The sequence below is a fragment of the Microbacterium sp. ABRD28 genome (assembly GCF_003850245.1).
GTDB lineage: Bacteria > Actinomycetota > Actinomycetes > Actinomycetales > Microbacteriaceae > Microbacterium.
This window is the reverse complement of the sequence record NZ_CP031015.1, coordinates 2,191,265-2,211,443: the sequence shown is the minus strand read 5'-3', so window position 1 is coordinate 2,211,443 and position 20,179 is coordinate 2,191,265. Positions and strand designations below refer to the sequence as shown.

Genomic DNA, 20,179 nt, shown 5'->3' with positions numbered 1-20,179 from the left:
TCCAATCTACGCGTCCGCATCGGGCGGGGTGGTGGTCCCGGGGGGTGCCGTGCCCGGCGGCGGCGGGGTTTCGCGCGAGCGTCGGGGGCGCAGCTTCGGGCGCCAGACCGGTCGCTCCGCGGCGATCGGCACAGGGGTCGGCTTCGTCTTGGGCGGGTTCGCGCCGCGCACTCGGTGGGCGCCGTCATGGCCCTCGAGCCGCACCGAGGTGACGGTGGCGCTCAGCCCCAGGTCATCGGTCGCCCGCTTCACACGGACACGCAGCTCCCGGGCGACATCGTCCTTCGAGTGGGCCCGCGTGCGGATCACCACCCGGAGCACCAGTGTCTCGCCGGTGACCGCCTCCAATCCCCAGACCTCGGGCCGGTCGACGATCCGGGAGCGCCACTTGGGATCCTTCGCAAGTCCCGTCGCGGCATCCTGCAGTGCATGTTCGACCTCGTCGATGTCGGAGTCGGCGGGAACTCCGACGTCGACGATGACCCGAGACCATCCCTGCGACAGGTTGCCGATGCGGGTGATCTCGCCGTTGCGGACGTACCAGAGGGTGCCGTTGACGTCACGGACGTGGGTGACCCGGACGCTGACGTACTCCACGATGCCGGTGGCGAGCCCCAGATCGACGACGTCGCCGATCCCCACCTGGTCCTCGGCGACGATGAAGATGCCGTTGAGAACGTCCTTGACGATGTTCTGGGCGCCGAAGCCGAGGCCGGCGCCGACGGCCGCTGTCAGGAGGGTGAGCGACCCCAGGATGTTCGGGTTGATCACCGAGACGATGAGGAGCAGCGCCACGACGATGATCGTGACCCCGACGATGTTCTGCAGGATCGAGCCGAGCGTGCGGGTCCGCTGGACGACGCGCACCTGTGCGACGGGGGAGCGCTCCAGCGCCTGCGTGTCGTCGACGCGGGCACGGTTCTTCGCACCGGAGACGATGCGATCGACGACCCTGCGGATGACGGCCCGGAGGATGATGGCGATGAGCAGGGCGGCCACGACGATGATCGCGACCTGCAACGCTCGCCACCCGATCTCTTGCAGGACGGGCAGGACGACATCCCAGGGTGCGGGGAGGGCGGGAGGCTCCTCGGCGGGCGCTGCGGACGCGGAGACGGAGATGACAGTCATCGGTCTCAGATCCTAACGACGCGGCCCCCAGGATCTCCTGAGGGCCGCGAGCGGAAGGGATGCTGCTTACTGCGCGTCGCGCTCCTGCACTGCCAACGCGCGCTCGACGCCGGCGAGGTTCTCCTGCACCAGTCGGCGAAGGGCGGCCGGTGCGTCCGCGTGCTCCGCGAGCCACGCGCGGGTGGCGTCGCGGAGCGCCGTGTTCGCCAGCGGGGCGGGATAGAGCCCCGCGATGAGGTACTCCGCGATCTTGTAGGTGCGCGACTCCCAGACCGGCAGCAGCATGTCGAAATACGGCTGCACGTAGTCGGCGAGCAGGTCGCGGCCGGCGGGGTTGACGAATCCGAGGGAAGCGGATCGGACCACGGTGTTGGGAAGGTCGTCACGGTCGACCAGCGACGCCCATGCGGCGCGTTTGGCCTCGGGGAAGGGCAGCGCGGCGCGGGCCTGGGCGGCGAACTCACCACCCTTGGCGGTGTTGTCCGCGGCCAGAGCGGTCTCGATGTCGCCGATCGAGGCGATCCCGCCGGCGGCGAGGGAGACCAGCAGCTGCCACGAGAGGTCGGTGTCGATCTGCAGACCGTCGAGGACCACGTCGCCGTCGCGGAGGCTCTTCACCGCCGCCCACTGCTCCTGAGTGCAGGCCGCCGCCGCGAAGGCGGTGACGAACTGCAGCTGGCTGTCGCTGCCGGCCGGGGCGTTCTGCGCGAGAGCCCACAGGTGTCCGGCGACGCGACGGCGGGTGTCATCCCGCTTCTCGGGGGTGACGTACGAGCTGGAGGCCAGGAGCAGCTGTGCCAGGGTCGTGCGCACCGTTGTCGATTCGGTCTCGGAGGCGATGTTGCGCAGCACCAGATCGACGTAGTCGGTGGCCGAAGCCTCGGCATCGCGCGTCTGATCCCATGCGGCGCCCCACACCAGCGATCGGGCGAGCGGGTCGGCGATCCCCGCGAGGTGGTCGATGGCGGTCTGAAGGGAACGCTCGTCCAGGCGGATCTTGGCGTAGGCGAGGTCTCCGTCGTTGAGCAGCACCAGGTCGGGGCGGACGAGGCCCGCCAGTTCCGGCACCTCGGTGCGGTCGCCGTCGACGTCCAGCTCCACCGCGTGGGTGCGCACCAGAGCGCCGTCCTGGAGGGTGTAGAAGCCGACGCCGAGACGGTGGGGGCGGATCGTGGGGTAGTCCGCCGGAGCTGTCTGGATGATCGCGAATCGACGGATCGTCCCGTCGGGGGATTCGTCGATGACGGGGGAGAGGGTGTTCACCCCGGCCGTCTCGAGCCACTTCTTCGACCAGGTGGTGAGCTCGCGACCGCTCGTGGCCTCGAGCTCGGTCAGCAGGTCCGACAGCTCGGTGTTGGACCACTCGTGCTTCATGAAGTAGGCCGCGACCCCGGCGAAGAACGCCTCGATCCCGACCCACGCAGCGAGCTGCTTGAGAACCGAGCCCCCCTTGGCGTAGGTGATGCCGTCGAAGTTGACCTGGACGTCCTCGAGGTCGTTGATCTCGGCGACGACCGGGTGGGTGGACGGGAGCTGATCCTGGCGGTACGCCCAGGTCTTCTCCATGGCGTTGAAGGTCGTCCACGCCTCTGTCCATTCGGTCGCCTCGGCGGTGGCGATGGTGGAGGCCCACTCGGCGAACGATTCGTTCAGCCAGAGGTCGTTCCACCACTTCATCGTGACGAGGTCGCCGAACCACATGTGGGCGAGCTCATGGAGGATGGTGACCACGCGACGCTCCCGGACGGCGTCGGTCACCTTGCTGCGGAACACGTAGGTCTCGGTGAAGGTCACCGCTCCCGCGTTCTCCATGGCGCCGGCGTTGAACTCCGGAACGAACAGCTGGTCGTACTTGGCGAACGGGTAGGGGTAGTCGAACTTTTCCTCGAAGTAGGCGAAGCCCTGACGCGTCTTGTCGAAGACGTAGTCGGCGTCGAGGTGGTTCCACAGGCTTTTGCGAGCGTAGACGCCGAGGGGGATGACCCGACCCGAGGCGCTGGTCAGCTCGGAGAAGGTCTTCTCGTAGGGCCCGGCGATGAGGGCGGTGATGTACGAGGAGATGCGGGGCGTCGGCTCGAAATCCCAGGTCGCCGTCCCGTCGCCGTGCCGGGCCGGCTCGGGCGTCGGGGAGTTGGAGACGACTTCCCAGGCCTCGGGAGCCGTCACGGTGAAGCGGAAGGTCGCTTTCAGGTCGGGCTGCTCGAAGACGGCGAACATGCGCCGGGAGTCGGGAACCTCGAATTGCGAATAGAGGTAGACCTCGCCGTCGACGGGATCGACGAAGCGGTGAAGCCCCTCACCGGTGTTGGTGTAGACGCAGTCGGCGTCGATGACCAGCTCGTTGTCCTCGGCGAGACCGTCGAGCGCGATGCGGGAATCGGCGAAGGCCGTGGCGGGATCGATCGACCGGCCGTTCAGCGTGATCTCGCGGACATCGCGGGCGATCAGGTCGATGAAGGTCGAACTTCCCGGCTGCCCCCGGAAGCGGACGACCGTTCGCGAACCGAAGATCTCCGCACCCCGAGTGAGATCGAGATCGACCTGGTAGGAGTCGGTGTCGACGACGGCTCGACGCTCCTGGGCCTCGAGGCGGGTGAGGTTCTCTCCTGGCACGGCTGTTCTCCCGGGGTCTGGGGGTAGACGGAGCGGCGCGGCCCTGTGGCACCGGCACCGCTGACAACTGCACCAGCCTACGCCCGGCGCCAGTGCCGTCGCGCGATGCGAGGATGGCAGGGTGACCGAACTCGCCCCCCAGGACACCAGCTCCGACACCCCCACGGTTCTGTTCGCCTCCCCGGCCGCCGCTTCGGGAGCGCCGCACGTCGAGACCCCCGTCGCCTACGACGCCGTGCTCCTCGCCGGCTTCGGCGGCCCCGAGGGACAGGACGATGTCATCCCCTTCCTCCGCAATGTCACCCGCGGACGGGGGATCCCCGACGAGCGCCTCGAGGAGGTCGCCCACCATTACCGTCACTTCGGTGGCGTCAGCCCCATCAATGCGCAGAATCGCGCGTTGAAGGCCGCTCTCGAAACGGAGCTCGCCTCCCGCGGGATCGACCTGCCCGTGTACTGGGGCAACCGGAACTGGGCGCCGTACCTCGACGAGGCCGTGCGTCAGGCCGCTGACGCCGGACACACGACCCTTCTGGGACTCGCCACGAGCGCGTACAGCTCGTTCTCGAGCTGCCGGCAGTACCGCGAGGACTTCGCACGGGCTCTGAACGAGACGGGCCTGGGCGACACCGTGACCATCGACAAGGTGCGCCAGTTCTTCGACCACCCCGGATTCGTCCGGCCGTTCGTCGACGGAGTGCATGGCGCGATCTCGGGCCTGCTCGATGACGGAATCGACCCGTCGCGGATCCACGTGCTGTTCTCCACGCACAGCATCCCCACCGCCGATGCCGAGCGGTCCGGCCCCCGGGACCGCGACTTCGGTCCGGGGGGTGCCTACGAAGCGCAGCACCTCGCGGTCGCCGAGGTCGTGATGGCCGACATCGCCGCGGAGATCCCGGCGGCCGCCGGCGTGCCGTGGCAGCTCGTCTACCAGTCCCGATCGGGCCCGCCGACCCAGCCCTGGCTGGAGCCGGACGTCGTCGACGTCATCGAAGGGCTTCCCGAGGTCGGAGCGCAGGCGGTGGTGATCGTTCCGCTCGGGTTCGTCAGCGACCACATGGAGGTCATGTGGGATCTCGACACCGAGGCGATGGAGGCTGCGGAGGAGGCGGGTCTGCGTGCCGTGCGGACGCAGACGCCGGGGATCGATCCGGCTTATGTGCGTGGGCTGGTCGACCTCATCGAGGAGCGGCTGAAGGGCACCCCCGCAGCGGATCGGCCGCATCGTACCGATCTGGGGCCGTGGTTCGATGTGTGTCGACCGGGTTGCTGCGAGAACGTGCGGGCGGGCTTCAAGCCGGCGGCGTCGGGCATCGCGCCGTAGGTCGCAGGCGCCGCGAGGAGCGGCGCCGTTCCGTCCGATCCGCCCGTTTCCGCCTCCCTAGGATGAAGGCCATGCGCATCCACATCGCCACCGACCACGCCGGTCTCGAGTTCTCCACGCAGCTGCAGCACCATCTCGCCGCGCAGGGGCATCAGGTCATCGATCACGGTCCGATCGAGTACGACGCGCTCGATGACTATCCGGCCTTCTGCATACGGGCGGCGCAGGCCGTCGTGCGAGACCAGGCCGCGGGTCTGGAGTCGCTCGGCGTGGTCTTCGGAGGATCGGGCAACGGCGAGCAGATCGCCGCGAACAAGGTCGCGGGCATCCGCGCCGCGCTGGTGTGGAGCATCGCGACAGCTGAACTCGCGCGCGAGCACAACGACGCCAACGTGATCGCGATCGGTGCCCGCCAGCACACCTTCGACGAGGCATCGGCGTTCATCGACCGCTTCATCGCGACGCCGTTCTCGCGTGAGGAGCGGCATGAGCGTCGCATCGCGCAGATCGCGGCCTTCGAGGCAGACGGGAGCCTCGCCCCCGACCCACGAGCGACCGGAACCGCGACCGGTGCTGCACAGGCCGATGTCCTGGCCGACGAGACCAGCTCTTTCGATCCCGAGGCCGGCTGACACCGGTGCCCGAGGGCCATTCCGTCCACCGCATCGCCCGACAGATCGCGCAGAACTTCGTCGGGCGAACGGTGACGGCATCGAGTCCTCAGGGACGCTTCGCCGAGGGCGCGGCACTCATCGACGGGCGCGAAGCGCGTGAATCCCGGGCGGTCGGGAAGCAGATGTTCGTCGCCTTCGACGGCGACCTGTGGCTGCGCGTGCACCTCGGTCTGTACGGCGCATGGGACTTCGCCGGCGAGATCGTCTCCGATCCGACGATCGCCGCGTCGAACGGTCGGATGGGCCAGACCAATCAGCGCGGGACGCCGCCGGAGGCGATCCTTGATGCGGCCGGGGAGAACTCCCTGACCTCGATCGGCGCCCCTCGCCGCGCGCGCGGCCGCGTGCGGATGTCGGAGCAGACCACGGGTCTCCCGGGGGAAGCCGATTCCGAGGAGTGGCCGCCCCCGGTGCGCGGCCAGGTGCGGTTGCGGTTGCTCACCGACCTCACCTGCGCGGATCTGCGGGGACCGACCGCGTGCGTCATCCAGACGCCCGATGAGGTGGAGCAGTCCCTGGCGAAGCTCGGGCCCGATCCGCTCGTCGACGACGCGCGCGAGGGGGAGGAGCGGTTCGTCGCGCGCGTGCGGCGCACCGTGACGCCCATCGGACTCCTGCTGATGGATCAGAGCGTGGTCAGCGGGATCGGCAACGTCTACCGCGCGGAGCTGTTGTTCCGGGCGAGGCTCAACCCCCACACGCCGGGCCGAGAGGTTCCCGAGGAGACGGTGCGCGAGATCTGGCGCGACTGGTCGCGGCTCCTGGTCATCGGCGTCGAGACGGGCCAGATGATGACGCGCGATGGGCTCACCGCGAAGGAGCGGCGCAGTGCGATGGCCCGCCGCGAGCACCGGCACTGGGTCTACGGGCGAGCGGGACTGCCCTGTCGAGTCTGCGGCACCTCCGTCGTGGTGGAGGAGGCGGCCTCGCGCAAGCTCTACTGGTGCCCGTCCTGTCAGGCGTGACCGGCGTCGTCACCCGACGATCGGGCACGACGGGGCGATCCGCGCGCTCGTCCTAGGCTGGGACCATGCGTCAGAATCCGAGCTTCGCGATGACGGATGTCGCAGAGCTGCGTCGCCTGGTCGACCTCAATCCGTGGGCGACGATCGTGAGCGCCGGCGACGAGGGGCTGGTCGCCTCGCACTACGTCGTGCTGCTCGACGACGACCGTGACGACCTCACCATCGTCGGTCATGTGGGCAAGCCGGATGACCTCATCCACGGTCTGGGCACGCGCGAGCTGCTCGTCGTGATCCAGGGGCCTCACGGGTACGTCTCGCCAGGGTGGTACGGCGACACGCCATCGGTTCCCACGTGGAACTTCTCCTCCGTCCACCTCACGGGTGTCCCCGAGATCCTCGATGCCTGTGAGAACCTCCGGGTCCTCGACCGGCTCGTCGCCCGCTTCGAGGGCGGAATGCCCGCGCCCCGACTCCTGTGGGAGCGGCCGAACGACGCCGCCTTCGTCGAACGGCTCGAGCGCGGCACCGTGGGGTTCCGGCTGACACCCACCCGCATCGTGGCCAAGCGCAAGCTCAGCCAGAACAAGCCGGCCGAGGTCGTCCGCGCCGTGATCGACGGCCTCGTCCACGAGGGCCCGCACCACAATCCCGCCCTCGCCGCAGAGATGGAGCGCGCGCTGCAGGCGCGAGCCGATGCCGGAGGGATCGCGTGAACGTCGGCGAGCAGGTCGCCGTCATCCGAGGCGCCCGGGTCCGCGGTCCTGGCCGCGAGCTTCTGCCGGTCGCCGATGCTGACGACCGCGTCGATGTCTTCCTCTCGGACGGCGCGATCGTCGACATCGCACCGACGGGCGTCATCCGTCCGGCGGGGTCGGTGCTCGAGGCCGACGGACGATTCCTCCTCCCGGGGCTCTGGGATCATCACGTGCACGTCACGCAGTGGGCCCTCGCCTCAGAACGGGTCTCGGTCGTCGATGCGACCACCGCGGTGGAGGCCGCACGCCGCGTGGCGGGGTCGCCGGTCCTCGCCGACGGCCGACGGGTCGGGGTCGGCTTCCGCGACGCGCTGTGGGCGGACTCGCCGAGTGTGGCGCTGCTGGACGAGCACACCGGAGACGTCCCCACCTACCTGATCAACGCCGACGTCCACAGCGTGTGGCTCAACTCCGCCGCGCTGCGCCGGGAGGCGTTGTCGGCCGACGACAGCGGCATCCTGCGGGAGGCCCCCGCGTTCGAGGTGTCGCGCCGGCTGAACGCCGTCCCTGCCGCGCACGCCGACGCCCTCGTCGCGGCGATGGCACGCCGCGCGGCCGGTCGAGGCGTCGTCGGCCTGGTGGATCTCGACATGGCCTGGAACGAGGATGCGTGGGTTCGGCGTGTGGCGGGCGGATTCGACACGCTGCGGGTGTCGTTCGGCATCTACCCCGAACACCTCGATCGCGCGATCGCCGCAGGCCTTCGCACGGGTGATCCCGTCCGCGGAGGATCCGACCTCGTCCACGTCGGGCCTGTCAAAGTCATCACCGACGGCTCGCTCGGGACTCGCACCGCCGCGTGCTCGCACCCGTACGCCGGCTCTTCCGACGATCGCGGGATGCTCACCGTCGCACCGGCCGCGCTGGTCGAGATGATGACCCGGGCGACCGCGGCGGGCCTGTCGTGTGCCATCCATGCGATCGGGGATGTCGCCAACTCCCACGCCCTGGACGCCTTCGCGCTCAGCGGAGCGACCGGCACCATCGAGCATGCGCAGCTCGTGGGCGCATCGGACATCCCGAGGTTCGCGCGGCTCGGCGTCGGTGCGAGTGTGCAGCCCGAGCACGCGGTCGACGACCGGGACCTCACCGACGAGATCTGGGCGGCGCAGACCGCCACTCCCTATCCGCTTCGCGCCCTCGCCGACGCCGGCGCCACCCTGCTGTTCGGATCGGACGCCCCGGTCTCACCCCTGGATCCGTGGGCCGCGCTGGCTGCCGCGGTGCACCGTACCCGAGGAGGTCGCCCGGCCTGGCGGCCCGAGCAGGCCCTGGACCCGCACACGGCGTTGGCGGCGTCCACGAGGGGTGGTTCGACCGATCCGGCGACGATCCGCCCCGGCTCCCCGGGTGATCTGGTGCTGTGCGACAGCGACCCGCTCGCCGCGACGGAGAGCGAGCTGCGCGAGATGACGGTCGCAGCGACGCTTCTCGCGGGTCGGCTGACCCATCTGACCTGAGCGCGCAGGCGGGCGCACCGCCGGTGTCGACGAAGGGCCCCGATTCCTCCGGAGAGGATTCGGGGCCCTTCGTCGTCATGCGAGCGAGGTCACTCGGCGAGGTGTGCGAAGAGGAACCAGCGGTCCTTCTCGAGCGTCTGCATGATGGCCAGTGCCACGTCCTGACTGGTGAGATCGACCTCGTCGAGCCCCTCGATCGCGGTCTTGACATCGACGATCACGGCGTCCATGTCGGCGATCATGTCGCGGACGATCTCCTGCCACGGGGTGAACCCGGCGGGAACCGCGGTGGGCGCGACCTTCTGAGCGATGGTCGACGTGCGGGCGTCGATCGGAAGCCCGAGCGCGACGATCCGCTCCGCAGCGTCGTCAGCTGCCTGCCGGGCGTGGTCGACGATCTGATCGAGGAGTTCGTGAATGGCGATGAAGTTCGCCCCCCGCACGTTCCAGTGCGCCTGCTTGCCGTTCACGGCCAGAGCCTGCAGTCCCAGCACGACCGGGGTGAGGAACTGCGCCGAGCCGGCGGCGACCGTGGGATCGGCGGCGGTGGCGGGGGTGGTCTGAATGTCGGTCATTCTGTCGGCTCCCTTCGAACCGCCACGCGGCGGTCCAGTGAACCCAACGCTAGTGCGCGCCCCCTATTCCGCAAGCAAGAGAAGGCTCCGCTAACCCGTCACACTGGCAGGTCGCTGAGCAAGCCGGCTGCCGTCAGGGGTTACCGTCTTACCGTGCCATCCGCTGATCCCGCCCTCGAGCCGCGCCTGCCCGGCGACGCCGAAGGGCGACGCAGCCGTCGCACACAGGGCTCACCCGAGCACGCCGAACCTGCCCGCTTCCTTCCTCACGTGCAGGGGCTCCGCGCCATCGCCGTGCTGTGCGTGGTGCTCTACCACTTCTGGCCGGGGCGCTTCCCCGGCGGCTATATCGGCGTGGACATCTTCTTCGTCATCTCGGGCTTCCTCATCACCTCGCACCTGATGCGGGAACTCACCGCCACCGGCACCGTACGTCTAGGCCAGTTCTGGGCGAGACGCGCTCGGCGACTTCTTCCCGCATCCCTGCTCGTGCTGCTCTTCTGCGCGCTGGTCGCGATGACCCCGTACCTCACCCCGACCTCGGCATTGCCGAACGAGGTGCGCGAGATCCTCGCATCGACCTTCTACGTCGAGAACTGGTACCTCGCGATCACGTCTGCGGACTATCTCAACAACGGCGGCGACCCCACCACCGTCCAGCACTACTGGTCGCTCTCGCTCGAGGAGCAGTTCTACGTCATCTGGCCGCTGCTGATGCTCCTCGCTGCGTGGGCGGCGGTGAAGTGGGCGCGCGGCACGGTGCGCCGGAGCGTCATCGCGGTGCTGGCGGTCGTCTCGGCGGCATCCTTCGTCTTCTGCGTCGTCTTCACCATCACCGACCCCGCGCCGGCCTACTTCGTGACCTTCGGTCGGATGTGGCAGTTCGGTGTCGGTGCCCTCATCGCGCTCGTCCCGCTGCTGCGGCTGCGCTCCGCGGGGGCGAGCTTCGTGGCGGGCTGGGTGGGGATCGCCGCCCTCCTCTGGGCGACCTTCGCCTACGACGGACAGACCCCCTTCCCCGGGTACGCCGCCCTTGTGCCCACGCTCGGCGCGGGCCTGATCATCGCGGCGTCGAACACCGACCGCTGGTGGTACCCGACCCGTGTGCTCTCGGTGCGTCCCGCGCAGTTCATCGGGGGGATCTCCTACTCGCTGTACCTCTGGCACTGGCCGCTCATCATCATCGCGCCGTCGGTGCCGTTCTGGGGACTGACGATCTACCATCGCGTCGCCCTGCTCGCGCTCTGCTTCGTCCTCGCGTGGCTGACGAAGACCTTCGTCGAGGATCCCTTCCGCAGCTGGAAGGTGCTGACCTCACGCCCGCCGCGGGTCACCCTCTGGGCGTCGCTGGCGGCGATGCTCCTGGTGGCGAGCACCGCGGGCGCCGCCTGGGCCGTGAACGCACCCGCCTACAACGCCGGTGTGCGGGCCCTCGCGGAACTGCGTGAGAACCCGCCGGAGTGCTTCGGTGCGGCATCGATCCTCGATCCGACGTGCGATGACTCCGCGACGCCCGACACGATCCTGCCGGCGCCGGGCTTCGCGGGGGCCGATCGACCATCCGACGATCAATGCTTCGTGCAGCTGAACGATTCCCGCCCGGTGTCCTGCGAGTTCGGCTCCGACGCCGACGACGCCCCGCGCGTGGCCCTCATCGGCGATAGCCACGCCTTCCAGCTCCTGCCCACGTTCGAGCGGATGGCGCAGCGCAACGGCTGGCACCTGACGACCTTCTTCAAGGGGGCGTGCCCCTGGAACACCACACCCCTGTCGACGCCTGGCGCTTTCGGTGCGGCGTGCACCGACTGGCGCGAGGGCGTCACCTCCGCCCTCGCCGACCGGGAGATCGATGTCGTCTTCACCTCCGCCCTCGCGACGACCCCGTACGCCTCGGACGGGTTCGATTCGTCCCGCGACGCCGCGGTCGCGGGCTACCGCGAGGCGTGGAGCGAGGTGATCGATCGCGGCACACCGGTGGTGACGGTGGTGGACAACCCGGTGTGGGAGACCGATCCGAACAAATGCCTGCGCACGCGTGACGCCTCCGAGTGCGACGGGCCGCGCGCCGACGTGCTCGTTGCGGACGACCCGCTGCGCGAGGCGGCGGAGGGGATGGCCGGGGTCACCCTGCTGGACTTCACCGATGTCTTCTGCGACGACGAGGTGTGTCGCCCCGTGGTGGGCGGAGCCAACGTCTACCGCGACCAGGACCACCTGACGGTCACCTTCGCCGACACCCTCGAACCCTGGTACGAAGCGGCCATTCGCGACGCCCTCGCCGCTCGCTGACCCCGGACCCGAGGACGTCTAGGCTCCCTGGCATGAGCATCGACCCCGCGGCATCCGTCCTCTCCCTCGGCGACCGGCGCCCGTCGCTGCCTGATTCGGCGTTCGTCGCCGCGGGCGCGCGGGTGATCGGCGCCGTGACGCTGGGGGAGGGCGCGAGCGTCTGGTACAACGCGGTGGTGCGCGGGGACAGCGCTCCGATCACCATCGGCCCGGGCAGCAATCTGCAGGACAACGTCTCGGTGCACGTCGACGCCGACCACGCGGTGGTGCTGGGGGCGAACGTGTCGGTCGGTCACAACGCGGTCGTGCACGGATGCTCGATCGGCGACGGCTCGCTCATCGGGATGGGGAGCGTGGTGCTCTCGGGCGCGGAGATCGGCGCAGGATGCCTCGTCGCGGCCGGGGCCGTCGTGCTGCAGGGCACGGTGGTGCCGCCCGGGTCGCTCGTGGCGGGCGTGCCCGCCCAGGTGCGCAGGCCCCTCACGGAGGAGGAGCGCGAGGCCATCCGGCGGAACGCGGCGATCTACCTGCAGCACCTGGAGACGCACCGGGCGGCCGAATCGATCGGCGAGAGCGGCCTCTGAGGGCCATGGAGGGGATGACGGGAATCGAACCCGCACCATCAGTTTGGAAGACTGAGGCTCTACCATTGAGCTACATCCCCGCGGCGGAGAGATCCGCGGTTCCTCCAGTCTAGGGGACGCGCGAGGTGGGTCCTGTCGATGAGGCTTCCGGGAGTGTCGGCTAGACTGCAACAGGCCCGATCGGCGCACGCGTGCGTGCGCACCCGCCCGGGGCGTAGCTCAGCTTGGTAGAGCGCCCGCTTTGGGAGCGGGAGGCCGCAGGTTCAAATCCTGTCGCCCCGACCATCGGCCCCCCATCACGAAGACCTACGCCCACGCGTCCGCGTGCGGTGGCAGACGAGGAGAGACACAAGGCATGGTCACCACCACCGTCGAGAAGCTGAGCCCGACTCGCGTGAAGCTCCGTATCGCGGTCAGCCCCGAAGAGCTGAAGCCCAGCATCACGCACGCCTACGAGCACATCGCCCAGGACGTGCAGATCCCCGGCTTCCGCAAGGGGAAGGTGCCCGCACCGATCATCGACCAGCGCGTCGGGCGCACCGCGGTGCTCGAGCACGCCGTCAGCGAAGGGCTCGATGCGTTCTATCGCGAGGCTGTCACCGCCAGCGAGATCCGCGTCATGGGTCGCCCGAGCGCCGACGTCGTGGAGTGGCCCGACGCCAAGGACTTCAGCGGCGACCTGCTGGTCGACGTCGAGGTCGATGTCCGGCCCGAGTTCGACCTTCCTGACTTCGAGGGCACGACCATCGAGGTCGACGCCGTCGAGGTCGACGAGTCGGCTGTGGACGCCGAGCTCGACAAGCTGCGCTCGCGCTTCGGCACCCTGGTGACCGTGGACCGCCCGGCCGCCACCGGCGACTTCGTCGAGCTCGACCTCGTCGCCACGATCGACGGCAACGAGGTCGATCGTGCAGATGGCGTGTCGTACGAGGTCGGCTCGGGCGAGCTGCTCGAAGGCATCGACGAGGCCGTGGACTCGCTGACCGCAGGCGAGGAGACGACCTTCCGCTCCACGCTGATCGGCGGCGACAACGCCGGCCAGGAGGCCGAGGTCGCCGTGACCGTCAAGGCGGTCAAGGAGCGGGAGCTTCCCGAGGCGGACGACGACTTCGCGCAGATGGCGTCGGAGTTCGACACGATCGCCGAACTGCGCGACAGCCTTCGCGAGCGTGCCGGCGAGCAGTCGGTCTTCACCCAGGGGTCTGCGGCCCGCGACAAGCTCATCGAGACGCTCCTGGCCGGCGCCGAGATCCCCGTGCCGCAGCAGCTCATCGAGGACGAGGTGCACAACCACCTCGAGGGCGAGGGTCGTCTCGAGGACGATGTCCACCGTGCCGAGGTCACCGAGGCCAGCGAGAAGCAGTTCCGCACCCAGATGCTGCTGGATGCCATCGTGGAGAAGTACGAGGTGCAGGTCTCGCAGGACGAGCTCACCCAGTACCTGATCCAGTCGTCGGCGCAGTACGGCATGTCGCCGCAGGACTTCATCAACGCACTGCAGCAGGGCAACCAGCTCCCGGCCATGGTCGGCGAGGTCGCCCGCAACAAGGCCCTCGCGGTCGCTCTCGGCAAGGTCACCGTCGTCGACACCAACGGCAAGACGGTCGACCTGACCGGCTTCGTCGCGCTCGAGGACGAGGAGACCGCCGAGGACGAGGTGGTCGAAGAGGCCGAGGACATCGCTGACGCCGCCGCCGAGGCCGATGAGGTCATCGCCGCCGAGGAGGCCGAGGCCCCCAAGAAGCCCGCTCGCAAGAGCCGCGCGAAGAAGGCCGACGCCGCCGAGTAAGCGCACACGCCGACAGGAGTGAGGGACGGATGCCGCGGCATCCGTCCCTCACTCGTCTGTCCGGCGACGCCGGCTCGGCGCAGGCGCGACGCGCTCGATCTGCCGACGGCGAACACGGGCGGGGCGCGATTCACGCGCCGGTAGATTCGAGGACACGACCACGGAAACAGGAGTACACATGGCCGAACCACTTGTCGCGACGAGCGTCTTCGACAGGCTGCTCAAGGACCGCATCATCTGGCTGGGGTCGGAGGTGCGTGACGAGAACGCCAACGAGATCTGCGCCAAGATCCTGCTTCTCGCCGCGGAGGACTCCGAGAAGGACATCTACCTCTACATCAACTCGCCCGGCGGCTCGATCACGGCCGGAATGGCGATCTACGACACCATGCAGTTCGTGCCGAACGACATCGTCACCGTCGGCATCGGGATGGCTGCCTCGATGGGCCAGCTGCTGCTCACGGCGGGCACCAAGGGCAAGCGCTACATCACGCCCAATGCCCGCGTCCTCCTCCACCAGCCCCACGGCGGCTTCGGCGGCACCGCGAGCGACATCCAGACGCAGGCGCAGCTCATCCTCGACATGAAGAAGCGCCTCGCCGAGATCACGGCCAAGCAGACGGGCAAGACGGTCGAGCAGATCAATGCCGACGGTGACCGGGACCGGTGGTTCGGCGCCGAAGAGGCGCTCGAGTACGGCTTCGTCGACCACATCCGCGAGTCCGCGACCGACGTCATCGGTGGCGGCGGAACCGCCACCGACAGCTGAGCTCGACGGCGAAAGAGAGAGAAGTAGGAATGCAGACCCCCACCTTCGGAGGCGCCCCGTCGGCGCCGCAGGGCCTTCAGATGCCCGGCAACCGCTACGTCCTGCCTCAGTTCGAGGAGCGCACGGCGTACGGCTACAAGCGACAGGACCCGTACAACAAGCTCTTCGAGGATCGCGTGATCTTCCTCGGCGTCCAGGTCGACGACGCGTCCGCCGATGACGTCATGGCCCAGCTCCTCGTGCTGGAGAGCCAGGATCCCGACCGAGACATCGTGATGTACATCAACTCGCCCGGCGGCTCGTTCACGGCCATGACCGCGATCTACGACACGATGCAGTACGTCTCGCCGCAGATCCAGACCGTCGTTCTGGGTCAGGCGGCGTCGGCCGCGGCGGTCCTGCTCGCAGCGGGGGCACCGGGCAAGCGTCTGGCGTTGCCCAACGCCCGCATCCTGATCCACCAGCCTGCGATGGGTGAGGCCGGTCACGGCCAGGCCTCGGACATCGAGATCCAGGCCGCGGAGATCATGCGGATGCGCACCTGGCTCGAGCAGACCCTCGCAGCCCACTCGAACAAGTCCGTCGACGAGGTGAACAAGGACATCGACCGCGACAAGATCCTCTCGGCCGAGGACGCGGTGACGTACGGCCTCGTCGATCAGGTCCTCACCACGCGGAAGCGGACGGCCGGGGCCCCGGCGCTGACCCGCTGACAGACCCGAACGGTGACGCCCTCGCGCTCCGGCGACGGGGGCGTCACCGCGTTCACGCCGACTCAATCCCCGCGCATGTCCCCGGCAGAGGTTAGGCTCGACGGTGACGACGGGGGAGGCATCCCCGGGGCGACGAAGAGGAGCCGCAATGGCACGCATCGGTGAAAGCGCCGACCTGTTCAAGTGCTCTTTCTGCGGAAAGAGCCAGAAGCAGGTGCAACAGCTGATCGCCGGCCCCGGTGTGTACATCTGCGACGAGTGCGTCGAGCTGTGCAACGAGATCATCGAAGAGCGGATGGCCGAGTCCTCGACCGGTGTCGTCTCCGAGTTCGACCTCCCCAAGCCTCGGGAGATCTTCTCCTTCCTCGAGGAGTACGTCGTCGGTCAAGACGACGCCAAGCGCGCGCTGTCGGTCGCGGTGTACAACCACTACAAGCGCGTACGCGCCCAGGGCACCCTGCAGCCCGCCGAGCAACGCGCCGACGAGGTCGAGATCGCCAAGAGCAACATCCTGCTGCTCGGTCCGACCGGCTGCGGAAAGACGTATCTCGCGCAGACCCTCGCCAAGCGCCTCAACGTGCCCTTCGCGGTGGCCGACGCCACTGCGCTCACCGAGGCCGGTTATGTCGGCGAAGACGTCGAGAACATCCTGCTCAAGCTCCTGCAGGCGGCCGACTTCGACACCAAGCGCGCAGAGACAGGCATCATCTACATCGACGAGGTCGACAAGATCGCCCGCAAGGCGGAGAACCCCTCGATCACCCGCGACGTCTCCGGCGAGGGAGTGCAGCAGGCGCTGCTGAAGATCCTCGAGGGCACCGTGGCCTCCGTTCCTCCGCAGGGGGGCCGTAAGCACCCCCACCAGGAGTTCATCCAGATCGACACGACGAACGTGCTCTTCATCGTCGCGGGGGCCTTCGCCGGGCTCGAGGACATCATCTCCTCCCGGGTCGGCAAACACGGCGTCGGATTCGGAGCGCCGCTGCACAGCAAAGGCCAGGATCTGAATCTGTTCAGCGAGGTTCGGCCCGAAGACCTTCACAAGTTCGGGCTGATTCCGGAGTTCATCGGTCGCCTCCCGGTCGTGGCATCGGTCAACCCGCTCGATCAGGAGGCGCTGATGGAGATCCTCACCGAGCCGAAGAACGCCCTCGTCAAGCAGTACCAGCGCATGTTCGAGCTTGACGGAGTGTCGTTGGAGTTCGACACCGAGGCCCTCGAGGCGATCGCCGACCTCGCTGTCGAGCGGAAGACCGGCGCCCGCGGGCTCCGCGCCATCCTCGAAGACGTCCTCGGACCGATCATGTTCGAGATCCCGTCGAGCGAAGACGTCGATAAGGTCATCGTCACCCGCGCCGCGGTCGAGGAGCGCGCCGCCCCGACCTTCGTTCTGCGAGAGAAGCGCAAGAGCGCCTGACCTGCCGCGTGCGATGAGTCTTCCCGCCCCGTCGCTGGCCGACTACAGCGGTGTCCTCAGTCTCCGACGTGGAGATGCGGTGCTGGGTGAGTGGGCAGAGGGACTCGCCGACCGCACCTCGGAGACGCCGAACACCGTCGCCACCCGATTCGGGCTGGCAAGCGGCACGAAGATGTTCACCGCGGCCACCGTCCTCGCGTTGGTCGACGACGGTTCGCTGTCCCGGGGGACGCGGGCACGCGACATCCTCGGAGGCGACCTCCCGCTGGTCGCGCCCGACGTCACGATCGATCACCTCTTGACCCACACGTCCGGGATAGGCGACTACCTCGACGAAGAGGTCGACGCCCTGGCGCCGCTTCCGATTCCCGTCCAGCAGCTCGACTCGACGCCGGCCTACCTTCCCCTCCTCGACGGGCACCCCACCAAATTCCCCGCGGGGGAGCGGTTCTCCTACTGCAACAGCGGCTACGTCCTGCTTGCCGTCCTGGCCGAACGCGCCTCCGGTAGCTCGTTCGCCGAGCTCGTCGAGACTCGCGTCTTCCAGGCTGCGGGCATGACGGATTCAGGGTTCCCTCGGTCCGATCACCTGCCGCCGGGCACAGCCACCGGGTACCGTGACGACGGACGGACGAACGTGTTCGCGCTCCCCGTCGTGGGGTCGGGAGACGGTGGCGCCTTTTCGACGGTCGCCGACCTCCACCGCTTCTGGGAGGCGCTGTTCGCCGGGCGCATCCTGAGCCGAACTGGTGTGGATCTTCTCATCACGCCGACGACCGCCGACACCGGCGACGGGCTCGGCTACGGTCGTGGCGTGTGGATCGACGGCGACGATCTCGTCATGGCCGGAGGCGACCACGGCGTCACGGCGGTGAGCAGACGCCACGCCGCATCCGGCACCACGGTCACCGGCCTCGCCAATGTCGCCGTCCGCACCTTCGCGCGCACCCGTGACCTCATGGACCAGGTGCTGGGACGGCCGGCGGCCGCCGCGGCTGAGGCGGTGTCGGCGGACTGACCGCGCGGACACCGCACTCAGCTCACACGTGCGCTGAACTCACGCGGCGAGGCCGCGGCGTCGCAGCAGAGGCGCGATGTCGGCATCCCGGCCGCGGAAATCCCGATAGGCCTCGAGCGGATCCTTCGAACCGCCCACCCCGAGCAGCCGCTGCCGGAAGCGATCGCCGTTAGCGCGGGTGAGCCCGCCGTTCTCTCGGAACCACTCCACCGTGTCGGCGTCGAGCACCTCGCTCCAGATGTAGGAGTAGTACCCGGCGCTGTAGCCGCCGGAGAAGACGTGAGCGAAGTAGGTCGAGGAGTAGCGGGTCGGGACCGCGGGATCGTCCAGGCCGATCTCCGCCAGCGCTCCTGCTTCGAAATCCGCCACGTCGAGGTCCTCGGCCGCGGCATCGGCTCCGAGCCGGTGCCAAGCCTGGTCGATCCAGGACGCCGCCAGGTATTCGCTGGTCGAGAAGCCCTGGTTGAACGCCTCTGATGCGTGCATTCTCTCGACGACGTCTGCGGGCAGCGGCTCGTCGGTGTCGACGTGACGGGCGTACGAGCTGAGGATCTCGGGCCAGTAGATCCACATCTCGTTGACCTGGCTCGGAAACTCGACGAAGTCGCGGAAGACGTTCGTGCCTCCGAAGGACGGGTAGGTCACCGTCGCGAAAAGGCCGTGCAGGGCGTGGCCGAACTCGTGGAAGAGCGTGGTGACCTCGTCAAGCGTGAGAAGCGTCGGCTGCCCGGGGGAGGGTTGGGGAACGTTGAGGTTGTTCACCACCACGGCCGCCGTGCCTCGCAGGCGCGACTGCACCACGATCGAGTTCATCCACGCGCCGCCTCGCTTGGTGTCGCGGGTGTAGAGATCGAGGATGTAGAGCCCGACGGGGGTGCCGTCGGCGTCGTGGACCTCGAACACCCTCGCCTCGGGGTGGTAGGCGGGAAGGTCGGGTCGCTCGGTGAAGCTCACGCCGAAGAGGTCGGTGGCGGCCCGGAACACGCCGTCCTGCAGAACCCGCTCGGCCTCGAACCAGGGTCGAAGCGCCGCCCGGTCGAGGTCGTACTCCGCTTCGCGCACGCGTTCGGTGTAGAAGGCCCAATCGTGCGCGGCCAGCGGAAACGATTCGCCGGACGCGTCGATGATCTTCTGGAGGGCGTCCTGCTCCCGTCGAGCGTTGCGGGCGGCCGGTCCGGCCAACCGGAACAGCAGCTCGCGCACGGCCTCGGGGGACCCGGCGGTCTCGTCCGCTGTGACGTATGCCGCGTGGGAGTCGTACCCGAGGAGCTTGGCGCGCTCGGCGCGCAAGCGCACGATCTCGCGCAGCACTTCCTGATTGTCGTTGGCATTCCCGCGGGAGCCTCGTGCCTGCGACGCGGCCATGATGCGACGCCGACTCTCGCGATCGGTCAGGGTCGAGAGATAGGGGTGGCCCGTGAACAGGGTGAGGGTCACGACGTACTTCCCCTCCATACCCCGGTCTGCGGCGGCCCGGGCGGCCGCGGAGAGTTCCCCCTCCGTGAGGCCATCGAGCTCCGACTCGTCGTCGAACACCACCGCGAGGTCGTTCGTGTCCGCCAGCAGGTTCTTCTCGAAGGTCGTCGTGAGAGTCGACAGTCGCTGATTGAGCTGGGTCAGTCGCTCTTTCGCCTCGTCTTCCAGCGCCGCACCTGCGTGGGTCATCTCGCGATAGCGCCGTTCGACCAGATACAGGTCTTCGGGTGTCAGGTCTTCGTTCTGGCGACGGTCGTACACGTGGCGCACGCGCGCGTAGAGGGCGGGGTCGAGCTGGATGGCGTCCTGATGCGCCGCCATGAGGGGAGCGAGCTCCTGCTCGACCGCCTGGATGTCATCGGTGGCGTCGGCGGAGGAGACGGTGTAGAACGTGCGGGCGATGTCGCCGAGAAGATGACCCGATTCCTCCAGTGCGACGAAGGTGTTCGCGAACGTGGCCTCGGAGGGATCCGCAGCGATGCGCGCGACCTCTTCTCGGTGCGCTGCGAACGCGGCGCGGAACGCGGGGAGGTAATCGGCGGCCGCGATGCGGCGGTAGTCCGGCAATCCGTAGGGCAGGGATGAGGGTGCGAGCAGCGGGTTGGCGTCGGTCATCTCTCCACC

General features: G+C 68.8%; 16 protein-coding genes and 2 tRNA genes. 13 read left to right on the top strand and 5 right to left on the bottom strand.

The genetic code is table 11. From position 1 onward, the window contains the following. Positions 1-6: 6 nt before the first annotated feature. Together DT073_RS10655 and pepN are read right to left on the bottom strand one after the other, a co-directional pair. Positions 7-1,131, bottom strand: a complete 1,125-nt coding sequence (locus tag DT073_RS10655) for a mechanosensitive ion channel family protein (RefSeq protein WP_124293370.1) — start codon at positions 1,129-1,131, stop codon at positions 7-9. A 66-nt stretch (positions 1,132-1,197) separates the two neighbouring features. Next, positions 1,198-3,744: an aminopeptidase N gene (gene pepN / locus DT073_RS10650; protein WP_124293369.1), complete on the bottom strand. Its 2,547-nt coding sequence runs from the start codon at positions 3,742-3,744 to the stop codon at positions 1,198-1,200. A 121-nt stretch (positions 3,745-3,865) separates the two neighbouring features. Here pepN and DT073_RS10645 point away from each other — a divergent pair, with 121 nt between their 5' ends. The 5 genes from DT073_RS10645 (at position 3,866) to DT073_RS10625 (ending at position 8,925) form a co-directional block, all read left to right on the top strand. Beyond that, on the top strand, positions 3,866-5,071 hold the full coding sequence (locus DT073_RS10645; RefSeq protein WP_205782926.1) for a ferrochelatase: 1,206 nt from the start codon (positions 3,866-3,868) through the stop codon (positions 5,069-5,071). A 71-nt stretch (positions 5,072-5,142) separates the two neighbouring features. Beyond that, positions 5,143-5,703: a ribose-5-phosphate isomerase gene (locus DT073_RS10640; protein WP_124293367.1), complete on the top strand. Its 561-nt coding sequence runs from the start codon at positions 5,143-5,145 to the stop codon at positions 5,701-5,703. Positions 5,704-5,708: 5 nt separating this feature from the next. Continuing rightward, on the top strand, positions 5,709-6,710 hold the full coding sequence (locus tag DT073_RS10635) for an Fpg/Nei family DNA glycosylase (protein WP_124293366.1): 1,002 nt from the start codon (positions 5,709-5,711) through the stop codon (positions 6,708-6,710). Between the two features lie 65 nt (positions 6,711-6,775). Next, on the top strand, positions 6,776-7,423 hold the full coding sequence (locus DT073_RS10630) for an FMN-binding negative transcriptional regulator (RefSeq protein ID WP_124293365.1): 648 nt from the start codon (positions 6,776-6,778) through the stop codon (positions 7,421-7,423). Further along, positions 7,420-8,925, top strand: a complete 1,506-nt coding sequence (locus DT073_RS10625) for an amidohydrolase (RefSeq protein ID WP_124293364.1) — start codon at positions 7,420-7,422, stop codon at positions 8,923-8,925. The genes DT073_RS10630 and DT073_RS10625 overlap by 4 nt, the downstream gene beginning before the upstream one ends. An 89-nt stretch (positions 8,926-9,014) precedes the next feature. Here DT073_RS10625 and DT073_RS10620 read toward each other — a convergent pair whose 3' ends face one another. Further along, positions 9,015-9,500 carry a Dps family protein gene (locus DT073_RS10620; protein WP_124293363.1) on the bottom strand — a complete coding sequence of 162 codons (486 nt, stop codon included), beginning with the start codon at positions 9,498-9,500 and terminating at the stop codon, positions 9,015-9,017. A 153-nt stretch (positions 9,501-9,653) separates the two neighbouring features. On the opposite strand from DT073_RS10620, the gene DT073_RS10615 reads away from it, so the two are divergent. Together DT073_RS10615 and DT073_RS10610 are read left to right on the top strand one after the other, a co-directional pair. Then, entirely contained in the window at positions 9,654-11,789 is a 2,136-nt protein-coding gene (locus DT073_RS10615) for an acyltransferase family protein (RefSeq protein WP_124293362.1), read from the top strand. Between the two features lie 32 nt (positions 11,790-11,821). Beyond that, entirely contained in the window at positions 11,822-12,373 is a 552-nt protein-coding gene (locus DT073_RS10610; protein WP_124293361.1) for a gamma carbonic anhydrase family protein, read from the top strand. A gap of 6 nt (positions 12,374-12,379) precedes the next feature. On the opposite strand, the gene DT073_RS10605 is transcribed toward DT073_RS10610, so the two are convergent. Then, positions 12,380-12,453 (bottom strand) — tRNA-Gly (locus tag DT073_RS10605). Between the two features lie 128 nt (positions 12,454-12,581). On the opposite strand from DT073_RS10605, the gene DT073_RS10600 reads away from it, so the two are divergent. From DT073_RS10600 to DT073_RS10575, 6 genes are all read left to right on the top strand, one after another. Next, a tRNA-Pro gene (locus DT073_RS10600) sits at positions 12,582-12,658 on the top strand. Positions 12,659-12,728: 70 nt separating this feature from the next. After that, on the top strand, positions 12,729-14,162 hold the full coding sequence (gene tig, locus DT073_RS10595) for a trigger factor (RefSeq protein WP_124293360.1): 1,434 nt from the start codon (positions 12,729-12,731) through the stop codon (positions 14,160-14,162). A 178-nt stretch (positions 14,163-14,340) separates the two neighbouring features. Beyond that, the gene (locus tag DT073_RS10590; RefSeq protein WP_124293359.1) at positions 14,341-14,931 is read left to right on the top strand and encodes an ATP-dependent Clp protease proteolytic subunit; all 591 of its coding nucleotides are present in this window, start codon (positions 14,341-14,343) and stop codon (positions 14,929-14,931) included. A 29-nt stretch (positions 14,932-14,960) separates the two neighbouring features. Beyond that, complete coding sequence (locus DT073_RS10585; protein ID WP_124293358.1) at positions 14,961-15,644, top strand: ATP-dependent Clp protease proteolytic subunit; 684 nt, start codon at positions 14,961-14,963, stop codon at positions 15,642-15,644. A gap of 148 nt (positions 15,645-15,792) precedes the next feature. Next, positions 15,793-17,061, top strand: a complete 1,269-nt coding sequence (gene clpX / locus DT073_RS10580) for an ATP-dependent Clp protease ATP-binding subunit ClpX (protein WP_124293357.1) — start codon at positions 15,793-15,795, stop codon at positions 17,059-17,061. 13 nt (positions 17,062-17,074) lie between these two features. Then, positions 17,075-18,079, top strand: a complete 1,005-nt coding sequence (locus DT073_RS10575; RefSeq protein ID WP_124293356.1) for a serine hydrolase domain-containing protein — start codon at positions 17,075-17,077, stop codon at positions 18,077-18,079. 39 nt (positions 18,080-18,118) lie between these two features. Here DT073_RS10575 and DT073_RS10570 read toward each other — a convergent pair whose 3' ends face one another. Beyond that, positions 18,119-20,170 carry a M3 family metallopeptidase gene (locus DT073_RS10570; RefSeq protein ID WP_124293355.1) on the bottom strand — a complete coding sequence of 684 codons (2,052 nt, stop codon included), beginning with the start codon at positions 20,168-20,170 and terminating at the stop codon, positions 18,119-18,121. Positions 20,171-20,179: the final 9 nt, after the last annotated feature.

Bases quoted from the DNA above. Each gene is read 5' to 3' on its own strand.
- DT073_RS10585 (WP_124293358.1), top strand. From the start codon at position 14,961: ATGCAGACCCCCACCTTCGGAGGCGCCCCGTCGGCGCCGCAGGGCCTT.
- DT073_RS10630 (WP_124293365.1), top strand. From the start codon at position 6,776: ATGCGTCAGAATCCGAGCTTCGCGATGACGGATGTCGCAGAGCTGCGT.
- tig (WP_124293360.1), top strand. From the start codon at position 12,729: ATGGTCACCACCACCGTCGAGAAGCTGAGCCCGACTCGCGTGAAGCTC.
- DT073_RS10590 (WP_124293359.1), top strand. From the start codon at position 14,341: ATGGCCGAACCACTTGTCGCGACGAGCGTCTTCGACAGGCTGCTCAAG.
- DT073_RS10640 (WP_124293367.1), top strand. From the start codon at position 5,143: ATGCGCATCCACATCGCCACCGACCACGCCGGTCTCGAGTTCTCCACG.
- DT073_RS10610 (WP_124293361.1), top strand. From the start codon at position 11,822: ATGAGCATCGACCCCGCGGCATCCGTCCTCTCCCTCGGCGACCGGCGC.
- clpX (WP_124293357.1), top strand. From the start codon at position 15,793: ATGGCACGCATCGGTGAAAGCGCCGACCTGTTCAAGTGCTCTTTCTGC.
- DT073_RS10655 (WP_124293370.1), bottom strand. From the start codon at position 1,131: ATGACTGTCATCTCCGTCTCCGCGTCCGCAGCGCCCGCCGAGGAGCCT.
- DT073_RS10570 (WP_124293355.1), bottom strand. From the start codon at position 20,170: ATGACCGACGCCAACCCGCTGCTCGCACCCTCATCCCTGCCCTACGGA.
- DT073_RS10575 (WP_124293356.1), top strand. From the start codon at position 17,075: ATGAGTCTTCCCGCCCCGTCGCTGGCCGACTACAGCGGTGTCCTCAGT.
- DT073_RS10620 (WP_124293363.1), bottom strand. From the start codon at position 9,500: ATGACCGACATTCAGACCACCCCCGCCACCGCCGCCGATCCCACGGTC.